This window comes from Streptomyces sp. MCA2 (assembly GCF_023544705.1).
Classification (GTDB): Bacteria; Actinomycetota; Actinomycetes; order Streptomycetales; family Streptomycetaceae; genus Streptomyces; species Streptomyces decoyicus.
In genome coordinates this window covers 19,602-32,644 of sequence record NZ_JAMJFM010000080.1, presented here as the reverse complement: position 1 = coordinate 32,644, position 13,043 = coordinate 19,602, and the positions used below count along the sequence as shown (strand labels likewise).

Here is a 13,043-nt window from a genome sequence, read left to right as displayed (position 1 = left end):
TGCTTCTCCCCTCTGCTCGCTGTCACACCCATCGCGTAGGCTCGAAGACGTACTGATCCACCGAAGGAGACGTACGGAGCCATCACTCTTGGGGAGGGGGCCCAGTGCTCATCGACACCTACGGCCGCGTGGCCACCGACCTGCGCGTTTCGCTCACCGACCGGTGCAATCTGCGGTGTACGTACTGCATGCCGGAAGAGGGCCTGCAATGGCTCGCCAAGCCCGATCTGCTGACCGACGACGAAATCGTCCGGCTGATCGGCATCGCCGTGCGGGACCTGGGCATCGAAGAGGTCCGCTTCACCGGCGGTGAGCCACTGCTCCGCCCCGGACTGCCCGGCATCGTCGAGCGCGTCGCCGCCCTCACCCCGCGCCCCCAGATGTCCCTGACCACCAACGGCATCGGCCTACAGCGCACCGCCGCCGCCCTCCGCGACGCCGGCCTGGACCGCGTCAATGTCTCCCTGGACACCCTGCGGCCGGACGTCTTCCAGGCCATGACCCGCCGCAAGCGGCACGACGACGTCCTGCACGGTCTGGAGGCCGCCCGCGCGGCCGGTCTGACCCCGGTGAAGGTCAACACCGTCCTGATGCCGGGGCTCAACGACGACGAGGCCCCCGACCTGCTGGCCTGGGCGATCGCCAACGACTACGAGCTCCGCTTCATCGAGCAGATGCCGCTCGACGCACAGCACGGCTGGAAGCGCGACGGCATGATCACCGCAGGTGACATCCTCACCTCGCTGCGCACCCGCTTCGCGCTCGCCCCCGAGGGCCAGGACGAGCGCGGCTCCGCGCCCGCCGAGCGCTGGATCGTCGACGGCGGCCCGCACCGCGTCGGGGTGATCGCCTCCGTCACCCGCCCGTTCTGCCGCGCCTGCGACCGCACCCGGCTGACCGCCGACGGCCAGGTCCGTACGTGCCTGTTCGCCACCGAGGAGACGGATCTGCGCACGGCCCTGCGCTCCGAGGCCCCCGATGACGAGATCGCCCGCATATGGAAGCGCGCGATGTGGGGCAAGAAGGCGGGCTCCGGCCTGGACGACCCGTCGTTCCTCCAGCCCGAGCGCCCGATGTCCGCGATCGGCGGCTGAGCGGCCGGGTCGCGCGAGCGGCAGGGGCGCCGGTCCGGCGTCAGTGGCCGGCGGCCGGCGCCTCCCACTCCTCCAGCGTCACGACATCCTTGAGGAAGCCGCGCACCCCGAGGAACTGCGACAGATGCTCCCGGTGCTCCTCGCAGGCCAGCCAGGTCTTGCGCCGGTCCGGAGTGTGCAGCTTCGGGTTGTTCCAGGCCAGCACCCACACGGCGGCGGCACGGCAGCCCTTCGCGGAACAGATGACGGCGCCCTCGGCGGCTTCCTGGGGATTCGGGGAGATCACGGCCTCAACCCTACGTCCTGCACTCACCGCCCCGGGCCCGGCTTCTGCACCTCAGGGCCGTAGCGGACATGACGACGCCGGGCAGCCACGGGGGGAGCCGCCCGGCGTCGGTCCGTCGCTCCGACGGGGGATGCGGAGCGCGTACGCAGTATGTCACGGGGGATGGTGCGTAGTGCACCGGAACTCCATGATTGATCTGAGCTTTTCTTGAGCTTTGCAGACCGGGTGATGATCAGCCGTGGTCATGCGGAGAGGCGGAAGAGTCCGCCGCCGGCCGCTCCGGAACGGATTCCGCCGGAGCGTCGTCGGCGCCCGGCGTCAGCATCGGCCTGGTCGGGCCCGCGACGAAGGTCCGCGGGAGCGAAGGGGCGTTCTCCCGGCCCGCGTTGGCGATGACCACCGCGATATAGGGCAGTGCCAGGCCCAGCACCAACGTCGCGATGGCGATGGGCCGTTCGACGTTCCACAGCACGACGGTCAGCACCACGGCCACCGTCCGCACCACCATCGAGATCACATACCGCCGCTGCCGTCCGCGCACGTCCTCGGACAGACCCTGCCGGGCCCCGGTGATCCGGAAGGCCTGGCCGCTGCTCTGCTTCCGCATCACGTTCCACCGCCTGGTCAGTCATGCCGGATTCTCCCCGGTATCCGGTCGGTTTCCACGGTACGCCCCGGCTGCGTCGCCTTCGAGACCGGGTCGTGCACCCCTTCGGCCGGGTCTGGCTGCGCACCTTGCATACGGCGGTCCCCGGCGTGCGCCGTAGCCGATGCGGAGCGACACTGACGAGGCGACCGTCATCTGCACCGTGCCGCAAGAGGAGTCGACATGACGTGGTTGTGGGCCATCATCGTGGGCCTGGTGCTGGGCCTGATCGCGAAGGCCATCATCCCGGGCAAGCAACAGATCCCGCTCTGGCTGACCGTGATCTTCGGCATGCTGGGCAGTGTCCTCGGCAACTGGGTTGCCACCGGCATCGGGGTCAACGACACCAAGGGCATCGACTGGATCCGGCACCTGCTGCAACTGGCCGGCGCGGTGGTCGTCGTCGCCGTCGGTGACCGTCTCTGGATCTCGATGCGGGGCCGCAAGAAACACGCAGCCTGAGGAAACGACACGGGCGGCCGGCGCGCATCCCTGCACACCGGCCGCCCGCACCTCTGCCGTATCAGCGGCCTTCGAGCTGAGCCAGCTTCCGGCCGGCCTTGAGGTACGCGACCCCGGCCGGGTCCGCCAGCTTCTCGGCCAGCACCTCACCCAGCGGACGGACCGAATCGGCCTCCGCGAGCACCACGGTCTGCTGCCCGTCCTCGCCCTCCACGACCAGCCGCAGCGCGTTCTGCTTGGCCAGCCGCCGCGCCGCCGAGGCGCTCGGCGTGAACTCCAGAACCTTGGTCAGGACCGTGGCCACCGTCTCCGCGCCGTGCGCGGCGACATCGACGACCGGCAGCGACTCCACATCGGAGAACGACTTCTTGGAGAACTGCGCGATGAAACCGGCCCGCGCCGCCATCGCCGCCTCCAGGCCGTACAGCGCGGCCACGACCTCGCCCGCCAGGACCTTCTTGAGGTCCATCGGGTGCAGCGAGCGGTCCGCGACCCGGCCCAGGGCGAGCGTGATCTCCTGGTCCGTCCACTCCGTCCAGGCCTTCAGGTACGGCTCCATCAGCCGGTCCGGCACCGACATGATCTTGCCGAAGACATCGTCGGCGGACGCGTTCAGCCCGACGTAATTGCCCTTGGACTTGGACATCTTGGCGCCGGTGCCGTCCGTGCCCTCGATCAGCGGCATGGTCACCACCAACTGCGGCTGCTGCCCGCGCAGCTCCATCAGCTTGCGGCCCATCTGGAGGTTGAGCAGCTGGTCGGAGCCGCCCAGCTCCACATCGCACGCCAGCGCCACCGAGTCCAGGCCCTGCGCGATGGGGTACAGCAGCTCCGTCATGGTCAGGCCGGAGCCGGCCGCGAGACGGTTGCGGAAGTCCTCGCGCTGGAGCAGCTGGGAGGCCGGCACCTGGGCGAGCAGCGAGAGCAGCTCCGGGAAGGTGTACGGCGCCAGCCACTCGCTGTTCTGCCGGAAGCTGACCTTCTCGAAGTCGAAGAAGGGCCGCACCTGTTCCCGGTACGTGGCGAGGTTGTTCGCGATGTCCTCGTCGGTCAGCGGCGGCCGCTCGGCCGTACGGCCCGACGGGTCGCCGATCTTGGCGGTGAAGTCACCGATGATCAGCGTGACGTCATGGCCCAGCCGCTGGAACCGGCTCAGGACGATCAGCGGCACCGCATGCCCCAGGTGCACATCGGTCGCCGTCGGGTCGATGCCCAGCTTGATGTGCAGGCCCTTGCCGACCGCCCGGCGCTCCTCGATCCGCTCGGCGAGCTTCTCCACGCCCGGCAGGACCTCGACCGTACGGGCCGCGATCAGCTCGGCCTGCTCCTTGGCGGGCAGGTCCGTCAGGTCGAGATAGCGCCGCGCGCCCGTCTCCTTGAGCAGCTCCTGGACCGTGGCGTCCGAGGAGAGGTCGGCGGAGAGCTGGGTGGTGGCGCGGGCGACGGATTCGCCGAGGCGTGTCATGGCGTTCCTGATTGATCGTGGTTCCCAAACGGGAGGACAAGCGGACAGTCTATTCGCCTTGTACGACACTCCCGCGCCGTCCGCCCGCCGTCCGTCCCGCCCGGCAGTCCCGCCGCCACCGGCCGGGCGTGCGCCCACGGCCTCACACCCCGCGGCTGACCGAGCTCATATTGAAGTCCGGGACGCGCAGCGCCGGCATCGCGGCGCGGGTGAAGTAGTCGCCCCACTCCCGCGGCAGGGTGCGCTCCGTACGGCCCGCCTCCACCGCCCGGGACAGCAGATCCACCGGCGACTCGTTGAACCGGAAGTTGTTCACCTCGCCGACCACCTCGCCCTTCTCGACCAGATAGACGCCGTCCCGGGTCAGCCCGGTCAGCAGCAGCGTCGCCGGGTCCACCTCGCGGATGTACCACAGGCAGGTCAGCAGCAGCGTGGGACCGTCATGGCCGGCGGCCGCCACCATCTCGTCCAGCGAGCGTGAACTCCCGCCCTCCAGAAGGAGGTTGTCGATGCCCGGGGCGACCGGCAGACCGGTCAGCCCGGCGCTGTGCCGGGTGGTCGGCAGCCGGTGCAGCACGCCCTCGCGCAGCCAGTCCGTGGCCGTCAGCGGCAGCCCGTTGTCGAAGACCGAGGCATCGTCGCCGGAGGAGTGCGCCAGGACGAACGGTGCGCACTCCAGACCGGCCGCCCACGGGTCGCTGCGAAGCGTCAGCGGCAGCTCGCTGAGCCGCTCGCCCACCCGGGTACCCGCCCCGGGCCCCGCCGCCCCGCCGTTGCCGTCGGACGGCCGGGAGAAGACCGTACGGCCCTCGGCGGCGTCCCGGGCGCCGGACGACCACATCTGGTAGACGAGCAGGTCGGCGACGGCGGTGGGCGGCAGCAGCGTGTCGTACCGCCCGGCGGGCAGCTCGATCCGCCGCTCGGCCCAGCCCAGCCGCCGGCCCAGCTCGGTGTCGAGCAGCCGCGGATCGACGTCGGTGAAGTCACGGGTGGCCTGCCCGGCCCATGCCGAGCGGGTGCGGTCCGGAGACTTGGCGTTCAGCTCCAGCGTCCCGGTGGGCTGGTCGTGCCGCAGCCGCAGCCCGGACGAGGTCCCCAGATACGACGAGACGACGTCGTGCTGGGCGAAGCCGTACAGCTCACGGCCGCCGGCGCGGGCCTGCCGGAAGGACTCGCCCAGCGCCGGGGCGAACGCCGCGAACACCTCCGAGGAGGTCTCGGCCGGCGCCTCGGTGAAGTCCGCGGCCGCCTTCTCGCCCCCGACCAGCGGCTGGGCGTCCTCGGCGGGCCCGGCGTCCCGGGCGGCCGCCTCGGCGGCCCGCACCAGCGGCTCCAGGTCGTCCGCGGTCACCGCGGAGCGCGAGACGACGCCGGAGGCCGTGCCCCGGCCGCCGTCCACGGTCGCCACGACCGTGAGGGTGCGGCCGCGGGTGACGCCGTTGGTGGTGAGCGCATTGCCCGCCCAGCGCAGATTGGCGCTGGAGTGCTCATCGGCGATGACCACACAGCCGTCGGCCCGGGAAAGCTCCAGGGCCCGCTCGACGATCTCGTGCGGCCTGTTCCTGCGCGGCGTACGCATGCTCATCGACCGGCCTCCTGTGGGGTGTTCGGACTGTGCCTTTGCCGGGGCAGCCCCCGGGCGCGACCGATGTCATCGAACCCCAAGGCCCACACCGGACTCCGCGGGGTCCGGTGATGACTCGGTGCCGCCCTGGGAGCAGAGCTTACCGAGCGGTCCGCGCACGGGCGCAGACACGGATCGGCCGCGCGGCGCCGGTGCCGTGGCACGTGCCGGACGGGACTCGGCCGGGCCGCCGGAGGGGCGCTGACGCGGCTGTGCCCGTACCTTCCTCCCATGGACTTCCACATCACGGCGGAGGAGGAAGGCATTGTCTTCCGTATCGCCGAGCGCCTCCGGGCCGGTGACTCCCCGACGGACGACGATCTGGCCGAAGAGCTGGGGGATGAGGTCCGGCCGAATCTCCGGTCTCTGCTGGCGAAGGGGTGGATCGGCGTCGACGCGGACCGCTCCCTGAAGCTCTCCGCGATTGCCCAGGCGGCTCTTTCCAGCCGGCGCGACGTCGGGGGTTCTCCGGCATGAGGAAACCCCGTTCGGGCGACCGCCGAGGGCGCCCGAACGGGGTTTCACCGATGCCGGACAGGCCATGACCTGACAGGCACTACGGGACAGGACTACGGGTCAGCCCTCAGCCGTCGTCCGTGCCGTCATTCGTGCCGTCGTCGGGTACCCAGCGCAGCACGTCGCCGGGCTGGCACTCGAGGGTGCGGCAGATCGCGTCGAGCGTGGTGAACCGCACCGCCTTCGCGCGACCGTTCTTCAGGACGGCGATATTGGCCGGCGTGATACCGACGGCGGCGGCGAACTCGCCGACCGACAGCTGGTGTTTGGCGAGCTGGAGGTCGAGGTCGACGATGATGGCCATCAGATCACCTCGGCGATCTCGGTCTCCAGATCCGTCGCCTTGCGCAGGAGGCTGCGCATGATGACGACGAGCATCGTGAACGCCGCCCCCACGCCGACGCTCGCGACAGCGGCGGCCAAGGCCCCGATGAGCTCCATGCCGTCATGGGGAGAGGGAATGTCGGCCACGGCCAGATGCCCGGTGACTCCGATCGCCAGCAGCGTCGCCACGACCGAGGAGCCGATGATGATGTCCACCCATCGGAAGGCCAGCGGCGTGAAGATCGCGCCGCGCCGGACCATGGCGAGCAGCATCCACACCGCGACGAGCGCGACTTGGACGCAGGCGATGCCGATGATCGCCACCGTCACGTACGGCGCGGCGAAGGGGGCGTAGGGAGGGAAGCGGTCGACCTCATCGGCCGCCGTCGTCGGGATGACGATGACCTGGCCGAAGAGGCCGAAGGCGATGGCGGCGACGACGCCGATCCGGAGCGTGGCGATGAAGAAGCGATGCATGTATCGATTATCGATTGCTTTCTATCGAAAATCAATCGATGTCGTGTGAGGGGTGTCCAGCGGCACGCGAGGCGGGTGAGGCACATGACGTACGTGAAGTACATGACGTGGGTGGGGTGTTGGCCGGTTTCCGGTGTCTCGCCTGCCCGGCCGGCACTTCGTACGCTGAGAGCTCCCGTGCGCTGGAGGTGCAAGACGCCATGAGAGCGAGCACATGGACCATTGGGCAGCTGGCGGCCCGTACCGGCCTGCCGGTGAAGACGGTCCGGTACTACTCCGACATCGGCCTGCTGCCCGTCGCCGAGCGGAGCGCCGGGGGCCACCGCCGCTACCGGCCGGAGGCGCTGGAACAACTGCACCTGGTCCAGCGGCTGCGCGCGCTGGACACGCCGATCTCCACCCTCACCCAGCTCGCTTCGGGCGAACGCGGCCTCGGTGACGTCATCGCCGACGAGATGGGCCTCGTGCGGAGCCGATTAACCGAACTCCACTGGCGCCAGGCCACCCTGGAGGCGCTGGACGACTGCTCCGCACCGGAGCGGCTGCGCCGCCTGGAGGTGCTGTCCCGGGTCCAGCGTCTGCCGGAAGCCCAGGACCGGCTCGCCAGGGCATGGGGGCGGACGGTCCCCGCCTCCGTGCCGGCGCGCCTCGCCGATGCCATCACCGCGCAGGCCGTCCCGGAACCTCCGGGGAACCCCACCGCCGAAGTGGTCCTGGCCTACGCCGAACTGCACACACTCACCGGGCACCAGGACTTCCCCGTCTACTGGGCCTGCCCCCACGTACGCGACAAGGCGTCGCTGTACTCGGAACTCCTCGATACCTCCGAGCTCGCCGCCGACACGGTCGCCGACGGCCTGCCGCCCCAGTCCGGAGAGGCCCTGGACCACTTCTCCCGAGCCTGCGCCCGCTCCCGCGGCGAGGACGACACACCCGGCTTCCGCGCCTTCATCGGCGCGCAGCTGCACAGCACCATCCCGCTCTTCCGCCGCTACTGGCAACACGTCGCCACGATCACGGCCGCACAGCGCCCCAACCTGGGGATCACACATTGCTGGCTGGTCGAAGCCCTCGCTTCACGAAGGGCGCCGGGCGCCGGTGCGGCAGCTCAGGGGCTCGGCGGCCTGGGAGCCGGGATGGCGCTTGGACGGGCGGGGCGTCCGAAGCGCACGGCAACGCCGGGTGAGTAGAGCACGCTCGCCGGTGTGCCGCCCGGCTCGGGCAGCCCCGCGGCCGTCACCAGGTTCTCGTGACACTCGATCAGCTCGGCGCGGTGCAGCGGCCACCGTGGGTGGGTGTTCGGCAAGTACATCGACTGTCCGAAGAGACCGTTGTGCATGCCCCAGCGCGCGGTCAGGAAGTGCTCTAGTGCGGTGGGCTCCTCGATCCGTTCACCGAGCCGTATGGTCACGCTGCTGTGTGCGCCGCGCGGTCCGGGCCAGCGGCGACGGCTGTGATAGCTGATCGTGTCGGCGCGGCGGCTGATGGTCATGCGGGACCACAGATACGGCAGCCGGAAGAAGGTCCGTGCGATCGCCACGGGTATGAGGCGGGAGGCGTCGAGCGAGCGGAAGACAACGCCTCGGCGCCCGAGGGCGTCCACGGTGTACAGGCGCACGTTCGTCTCCGGGAAGGTGCCCAGATACGGCACGCCGGGCAGCCGCAGCCATCCGACGCGATGCATGCGAAAAGCGACCAACCCGACATAGGTGACGCCGTCGAACGTATCGGGGAACGTCCCTGCGGGCAGGAGCGGCGCGACGTCGGCGGGGTCGACGGCCCAGTGCACAAAGGCCAGATCCAGCCACGACTGGGTGAGGAGAGGGCGCGGCGTCGAGTGCGCTGGATCCGGGGTCACGGGTTCAGGGGCGAGCGGGGCGGTCGACACTTCGGCAGCATCGCACACGCCCCATGCCCGGCTCCGGGGTGGTCCGCGATCGACGATTGGGTGTCGGCCCGGTGCGGACTTCGGGCCCCGGTGCGCTGCCGCTCAGGAACGCCCCGACTCCTCCGCGGTGTTCAGGATGTTCACGTTCCGGAACAGCGCCGAGGGGCAGCCGTGGGACACCGCGGCGACCTGTCCCGGCTGAGCCTTTCCGCAGTTGAAAGCACCTCCGAGGACGTAGGTCCCGGGCCCGCCGACGGCCTCCATGGAGCCCCAGAACTCCGGGGTGATCCCCTGATAGGCCACATCCCGGACCTGCCCGCAAAGGCGTCCGTTGCGGATCGTGTACGCCCTCTGCTGGGTGAACTGGAAGTTGTACCGCTGCATGTCGATCGACCAGGAGCGGTCGCCGACGACGTAGATGCCGCGCTCCACCCCCGAGATCAGCTCCTCGGTGGACGGCCCGTCCGCCGCCGGCTGAAGCGAGACATTCGCCATCCGCTGGACCGGCACATGGCCCGGCGAGTCCGCGTACGCGCATCCGTTGGAGCGCGAGAAGCCCGTCAGCTTCGCCATTCTGCGGTCCAGCTGATAGCCGACCAGGGTGCCGTCCTTGACCAGGTCCCAGGACTGTGCGGCCACCCCCTCGTCGTCGTAGCCGATCGTGGCGAGCCCGTGCTCGGCGGTCCGGTCGCCGGTGACATTCATGAGCGCGGACCCGTACGCCAGCTTCCCGAGCTGGTCGAAGGTGGCGAACGAGGTCCCCGCGTAGGCCGCTTCGTAGCCCAGCGCCCGGTCCAGCTCGGTCGCGTGGCCGATCGACTCGTGGATCGTCAGCCAGAGGTTGGAGGGATCCACCACCACGTCGTACGCGCCGGGCTCGACGCTCGGTGCGCGCATCTTCTCGGCGAGGTGCTCGGGGATGCGGGCCAGTTCGCCGTCCCAGTCCCAGTGGTCCCCGGTCAGGTACTCCCAGCCGCGCCCGGCCGGCGGGGCGAGGGTGCGCATCGAGTCGAAGTCGCCGCTCGCCGGGTCCACCGCGACCGCCGTCAGCTGCGGATGCAGCCGCACCCGCTGCTGGGTGGTGCTGGTGCCCGCGGAGTCGGCGTAGAACTTGTTCTCCTGGACGGTCAGCAGCGAGGCGTCCGCATGGGTCACGCCCTTGGCGGCCAGCAGCCGCGCGCTCCACTCCGCCAGCAGCCCGCTCTTCTCGGTGTCCGCCACGTCGAACGGATTGATGTCGTAGGACGAGAGCCAGGTGCGGTCCGGGTGCGCGGGTTCCTCCGCCAGCTCGACCCGGCCCCCGTTGCCGCCCGGGGTGCCCTCGCCGGCGGCCGCGATCACCTTCGCGGACAGCTTGGCCATCGCCACGGCCTGGGAGGCCACCCGCGCCGCCGCGTCCATCGTGAGATCCACGCCGGAGGCGAAGCCCCAGGCCCCGCCGTGCACCACCCGGACCGCGTACCCGAGGTCGGTGGTGTCCGAGGTCCCGGACGTACGGGCGTCCCGCAGCCGCCAGGAGGCGCTGCGGATCCGCTCCAGGCGGAAGTCCGCGTGGTCGGCGCCCAGCGCGCGGGCGCGGGCCAGTGCCGCATCGGCCAGCGCGCGCAACGGCAGCGCCAGGAATGCTTCGTCAACGGCATGGGGTGCAGGCAAGGAGTCCTCCCGTGGTCGGCGCCTGCATCATGCCCTGCGGCGCGCCCGCGGCCCAGGGCGCGGTGGTGCGCGGCGTGGAGAGTCGGCCAGTGCGGCGCGGTCTCCCGGGGCGTACGGCACGGCCCGCGGGGCTGCCGAGGGGCGGGCTCCGGTGGCCGTTCTGTGGAGACCCGACAGTGACCGGCGCGCGTGCCTGTCCGTGCTGGATTCCACCTAAGGGCCCCGTGACCGATAGTTTCGTATCGAACGCAGGACGGACAGAACACGGAAAGGGTGATCTCTTGAGCCGCTCGGTTCTGGTCACCGGAGGTAACCGCGGCATCGGCCTCGCCATTGCCCGTGCCTTCGCCGAGGCAGGCGACAAGGTCGCCATCACCTACCGCTCGGGCGAACCGCCCGCGGGGTTTTTGGCCGTGAAGTGCGACATCACGGACAGCGAGCAGGTCGAGCAGGCGTACAAGGAGATCGAGGAGAAGCACGGTCCGGTCGAGGTGCTGGTGGCCAACGCCGGCGTCACCCGTGACCAGCTGCTGATGCGGATGTCCGAGGAGGACTTCACCTCGGTCCTGGAGACCAACCTCACCGGCACGTTCCGGGTGGTCAAGCGCGCCAACCGGGCGATGCTGCGGGCCCGCAAGGGCCGGGTCGTGCTGATCTCGTCCGTGGTGGGCCTGATGGGCGGCGCGGGCCAGGCGAACTACGCCGCGTCCAAGGCCGGCCTGGTGGGCTTCGCCCGCTCGCTCGCCCGGGAGCTCGGCAGCCGCAACATCACTGTCAACGTCGTCGCCCCCGGCTTCGTCGACACCGACATGACCCGCGTGCTCACCGACGAGCAGCGGGACGGCATCGTGAAGCAGGTGCCGCTCGCGCGGTATGCACAGCCCGAGGAGATCGCCGCCTCGGTCCGCTTCCTGGCCTCCGACGAGGCCGCGTACATCACTGGAGCCGTCATTCCTGTCGACGGCGGATTGGGCATGGGTCACTGATCAGCATGAGTGGAATCCTTGCAGGCAAGCGCATCCTGGTCACGGGTGTCCTGACCGAGTCGTCGATCGCGTTCCAGGCGGCCAAGGTCGCCCAGAACGAGGGCGCCGAGGTCATCCTCACCGGCTTCGGCCGGCTCTCCCTCGTCGAGCGGATCGCCAAGCGGCTGCCCAAGCCGGCCCCGGTGATCGAGCTGGACGTCACCAACCAGGAGCAGCTGGACGGGCTCGCCGACAAGATCCGCGAGATCCAGGGCGAGGGCGCCCGCATCGACGGCATCGTGCACTCCATCGCCTTCGGCCCGCAGGGCGCCTTCAACTTCCTGGAGGCGGAGTGGTCGGACGTGGGCACCGCCGTGCAGGTCTCGGCGTACTCGTACAAGTCGCTGACCATGGCCTGCCTGCCGCTCATGGAGCACGGCGGCGCGGTCGTCGGCCTCACCTTCGACGCGCAGATCGCCTGGCCGAAGTACGACTGGATGGGCGTGGCCAAGGCGGCGCTGGAGAGCACCAACCGCTACCTCGCGCGTGACCTGGGCCCCAAGGGTGTCCGCTGCAACCTGGTCTCGGCCGGCCCGATCAAGTCGATGGCCGCCAAGTCCATCCCCGGCTTCGAGGAGCTGGCGGACGTGTGGAACCACCGCGCCCCGATCGGCTGGGACCTGGCCGACCCGGAGCCGGCCGGCCGCGGCGTCGTCGGCATGCTGTCCGACTTCTTCCCCCGGACGACGGGCGAGATCGTGCACGTCGACGGCGGTGTGCACATGATGGGCGCCTGACGCCCGCAGCGCATCCGTACTGCCCGTTCCGGTCCGCCGGGGCGGGCAGTACGCGTTTCCGGGGGCGGGGGAGGCTGCTCAGGGCCGCCGCCACCCACCAAGGGTGCCCCGGCGTCAGCCGCGCTCCGGGAGGCCGAGCCGGCAGCCGAACGGGTGGGCGCTCGCCTCGGCGGCGGCCAGGTCGCCGTCGCCCGCACGGATCGCCTCCACCAGCCGGGCATGGTCCATATGCGCCTCGGGCCGCAGCTCCTCGCCCACGTCGGCCCGCAGGAAGTCGCGCAGCACACCCCCGAGGTCGGCGTAGATCTCGGCCAGCACCTCGTTGTGCGAGGCCGCCACGATCGCCATGTGCAAGGTCGCGTCCGCCTCCACGAAGGCCTCCGCGCCGCCGGACTCCCAGGCCCGCTCGCGCCGCTCCAGCAGGCTGTCGATCTGCCGCAGGTCCTGCGCGGTGCGACGCTGCGCGGCGAGCCGGGCGGCCGTCGCCTCCAGGGCGCTGCGCAGCTCGGCGACGTGGCCGGGCTCGGCCGCCGCGAACCGGCGGTTCATCACCCCGGCCAGTTCACTGGTCGCCACCACGTACGTGCCCGAGCCCTGCCGGATGTCCAGCAGCCCGTTGTGCGCCAGCGCCCGTACGGCCTCGCGGACGGTGTTGCGGGCCACCCCGAGCTGCTCGACGAGCGCCGGCTCGGTCGGGATCCGGGATCCCACCGGCCATTCGCCGGACGTGATCTGGGCGCGCAGCTGCGCGATCACCTGGTCGGCCAGCGCGGACCGGCGGGGCGAGGTCAGAGGCATGGCTGCGCTCCGTGGTGAAGGTGCGGACGGACGGCGGCGCGGCGCCCG

At 70.9% G+C, this 13,043-nt stretch carries 15 protein-coding genes; 6 read left to right on the top strand and 9 right to left on the bottom strand.

The features are described 5' to 3' along the window. Window positions 1-104: 104 nt before the first annotated feature. Window positions 105-1,094: a GTP 3',8-cyclase MoaA gene (gene moaA, locus M8I34_RS38795; RefSeq protein WP_250057810.1), complete on the top strand. Its 990-nt coding sequence runs from the start codon at window positions 105-107 to the stop codon at window positions 1,092-1,094. Between the two features lie 40 nt (window positions 1,095-1,134). On the opposite strand, the gene M8I34_RS38790 is transcribed toward moaA, so the two are convergent. Both M8I34_RS38790 and M8I34_RS38785 read right to left on the bottom strand, forming a co-directional pair. Next, window positions 1,135-1,380 (bottom strand): hypothetical protein, encoded by a 246-nt coding sequence (locus M8I34_RS38790; RefSeq protein WP_250057809.1) that lies wholly within the window; start codon window positions 1,378-1,380, stop codon window positions 1,135-1,137. A gap of 232 nt (window positions 1,381-1,612) precedes the next feature. Next, entirely contained in the window at window positions 1,613-1,987 is a 375-nt protein-coding gene (locus M8I34_RS38785; RefSeq protein ID WP_250057808.1) for a DUF3099 domain-containing protein, read from the bottom strand. A gap of 222 nt (window positions 1,988-2,209) precedes the next feature. Here M8I34_RS38785 and M8I34_RS38780 point away from each other — a divergent pair, with 222 nt between their 5' ends. Next, the gene (locus M8I34_RS38780; protein WP_250057807.1) at window positions 2,210-2,488 is read left to right on the top strand and encodes a GlsB/YeaQ/YmgE family stress response membrane protein; all 279 of its coding nucleotides are present in this window, start codon (window positions 2,210-2,212) and stop codon (window positions 2,486-2,488) included. A 61-nt stretch (window positions 2,489-2,549) separates the two neighbouring features. Here M8I34_RS38780 and tyrS read toward each other — a convergent pair whose 3' ends face one another. Both tyrS and M8I34_RS38770 read right to left on the bottom strand, forming a co-directional pair. Next, the gene (gene tyrS, locus M8I34_RS38775) at window positions 2,550-3,953 is read right to left on the bottom strand and encodes a tyrosine--tRNA ligase (RefSeq protein ID WP_250057806.1); all 1,404 of its coding nucleotides are present in this window, start codon (window positions 3,951-3,953) and stop codon (window positions 2,550-2,552) included. 142 nt (window positions 3,954-4,095) lie between these two features. Then, entirely contained in the window at window positions 4,096-5,538 is a 1,443-nt protein-coding gene (locus M8I34_RS38770) for a metallopeptidase TldD-related protein (protein ID WP_250057805.1), read from the bottom strand. 270 nt (window positions 5,539-5,808) lie between these two features. On the opposite strand from M8I34_RS38770, the gene M8I34_RS38765 reads away from it, so the two are divergent. Continuing rightward, entirely contained in the window at window positions 5,809-6,054 is a 246-nt protein-coding gene (locus M8I34_RS38765; protein ID WP_250057804.1) for a hypothetical protein, read from the top strand. A 106-nt stretch (window positions 6,055-6,160) separates the two neighbouring features. Here the strand turns inward: M8I34_RS38765 and M8I34_RS38760 are convergent, their stop codons facing one another. Next, window positions 6,161-6,397, bottom strand: a complete 237-nt coding sequence (locus tag M8I34_RS38760) for a helix-turn-helix transcriptional regulator (RefSeq protein WP_250057803.1) — start codon at window positions 6,395-6,397, stop codon at window positions 6,161-6,163. Further along, entirely contained in the window at window positions 6,397-6,894 is a 498-nt protein-coding gene (locus M8I34_RS38755) for a DUF2975 domain-containing protein (protein ID WP_250057801.1), read from the bottom strand. The genes M8I34_RS38760 and M8I34_RS38755 overlap by 1 nt, the downstream gene beginning before the upstream one ends. Before the next feature lie 200 nt (window positions 6,895-7,094). On the opposite strand from M8I34_RS38755, the gene M8I34_RS38750 reads away from it, so the two are divergent. Continuing rightward, on the top strand, window positions 7,095-8,084 hold the full coding sequence (locus M8I34_RS38750; RefSeq protein WP_250057800.1) for a MerR family DNA-binding transcriptional regulator: 990 nt from the start codon (window positions 7,095-7,097) through the stop codon (window positions 8,082-8,084). On the opposite strand, the gene M8I34_RS38745 is transcribed toward M8I34_RS38750, so the two are convergent. Continuing rightward, entirely contained in the window at window positions 8,003-8,782 is a 780-nt protein-coding gene (locus M8I34_RS38745; RefSeq protein ID WP_250057798.1) for a DUF2071 domain-containing protein, read from the bottom strand. The genes M8I34_RS38750 and M8I34_RS38745 overlap by 82 nt on opposite strands. 102 nt (window positions 8,783-8,884) lie before the next feature. Continuing rightward, window positions 8,885-10,435: a TldD/PmbA family protein gene (locus tag M8I34_RS38740; protein WP_250057795.1), complete on the bottom strand. Its 1,551-nt coding sequence runs from the start codon at window positions 10,433-10,435 to the stop codon at window positions 8,885-8,887. Between the two features lie 281 nt (window positions 10,436-10,716). On the opposite strand from M8I34_RS38740, the gene fabG reads away from it, so the two are divergent. Both fabG and fabI read left to right on the top strand, forming a co-directional pair. Next, on the top strand, window positions 10,717-11,421 hold the full coding sequence (fabG, locus tag M8I34_RS38735) for a 3-oxoacyl-[acyl-carrier-protein] reductase (RefSeq protein WP_030988321.1): 705 nt from the start codon (window positions 10,717-10,719) through the stop codon (window positions 11,419-11,421). A gap of 5 nt (window positions 11,422-11,426) precedes the next feature. Further along, window positions 11,427-12,197 (top strand): enoyl-ACP reductase FabI, encoded by a 771-nt coding sequence (fabI, locus tag M8I34_RS38730; RefSeq protein WP_244415664.1) that lies wholly within the window; start codon window positions 11,427-11,429, stop codon window positions 12,195-12,197. Between the two features lie 114 nt (window positions 12,198-12,311). Here the strand turns inward: fabI and M8I34_RS38725 are convergent, their stop codons facing one another. Further along, window positions 12,312-12,995 carry a FadR/GntR family transcriptional regulator gene (locus M8I34_RS38725; protein ID WP_250057789.1) on the bottom strand — a complete coding sequence of 228 codons (684 nt, stop codon included), beginning with the start codon at window positions 12,993-12,995 and terminating at the stop codon, window positions 12,312-12,314. Between the last annotated feature and the right edge of the window lie 48 nt (window positions 12,996-13,043).

Coding starts and splice junctions, on each gene's coding strand:
- M8I34_RS38785 (WP_250057808.1), bottom strand. CDS start 1,987: ATGCGGAAGCAGAGCAGCGGCCAGGCCTTCCGGATCACCGGGGCCCGG.
- M8I34_RS38780 (WP_250057807.1), top strand. CDS start 2,210: ATGACGTGGTTGTGGGCCATCATCGTGGGCCTGGTGCTGGGCCTGATC.
- tyrS (WP_250057806.1), bottom strand. CDS start 3,953: ATGACACGCCTCGGCGAATCCGTCGCCCGCGCCACCACCCAGCTCTCC.
- M8I34_RS38770 (WP_250057805.1), bottom strand. CDS start 5,538: ATGAGCATGCGTACGCCGCGCAGGAACAGGCCGCACGAGATCGTCGAG.
- M8I34_RS38765 (WP_250057804.1), top strand. CDS start 5,809: ATGGACTTCCACATCACGGCGGAGGAGGAAGGCATTGTCTTCCGTATC.
- M8I34_RS38760 (WP_250057803.1), bottom strand. CDS start 6,397: ATGGCCATCATCGTCGACCTCGACCTCCAGCTCGCCAAACACCAGCTG.
- M8I34_RS38755 (WP_250057801.1), bottom strand. CDS start 6,894: ATGCATCGCTTCTTCATCGCCACGCTCCGGATCGGCGTCGTCGCCGCC.
- M8I34_RS38750 (WP_250057800.1), top strand. CDS start 7,095: ATGAGAGCGAGCACATGGACCATTGGGCAGCTGGCGGCCCGTACCGGC.
- fabI (WP_244415664.1), top strand. CDS start 11,427: ATGAGTGGAATCCTTGCAGGCAAGCGCATCCTGGTCACGGGTGTCCTG.
- M8I34_RS38725 (WP_250057789.1), bottom strand. CDS start 12,995: ATGCCTCTGACCTCGCCCCGCCGGTCCGCGCTGGCCGACCAGGTGATC.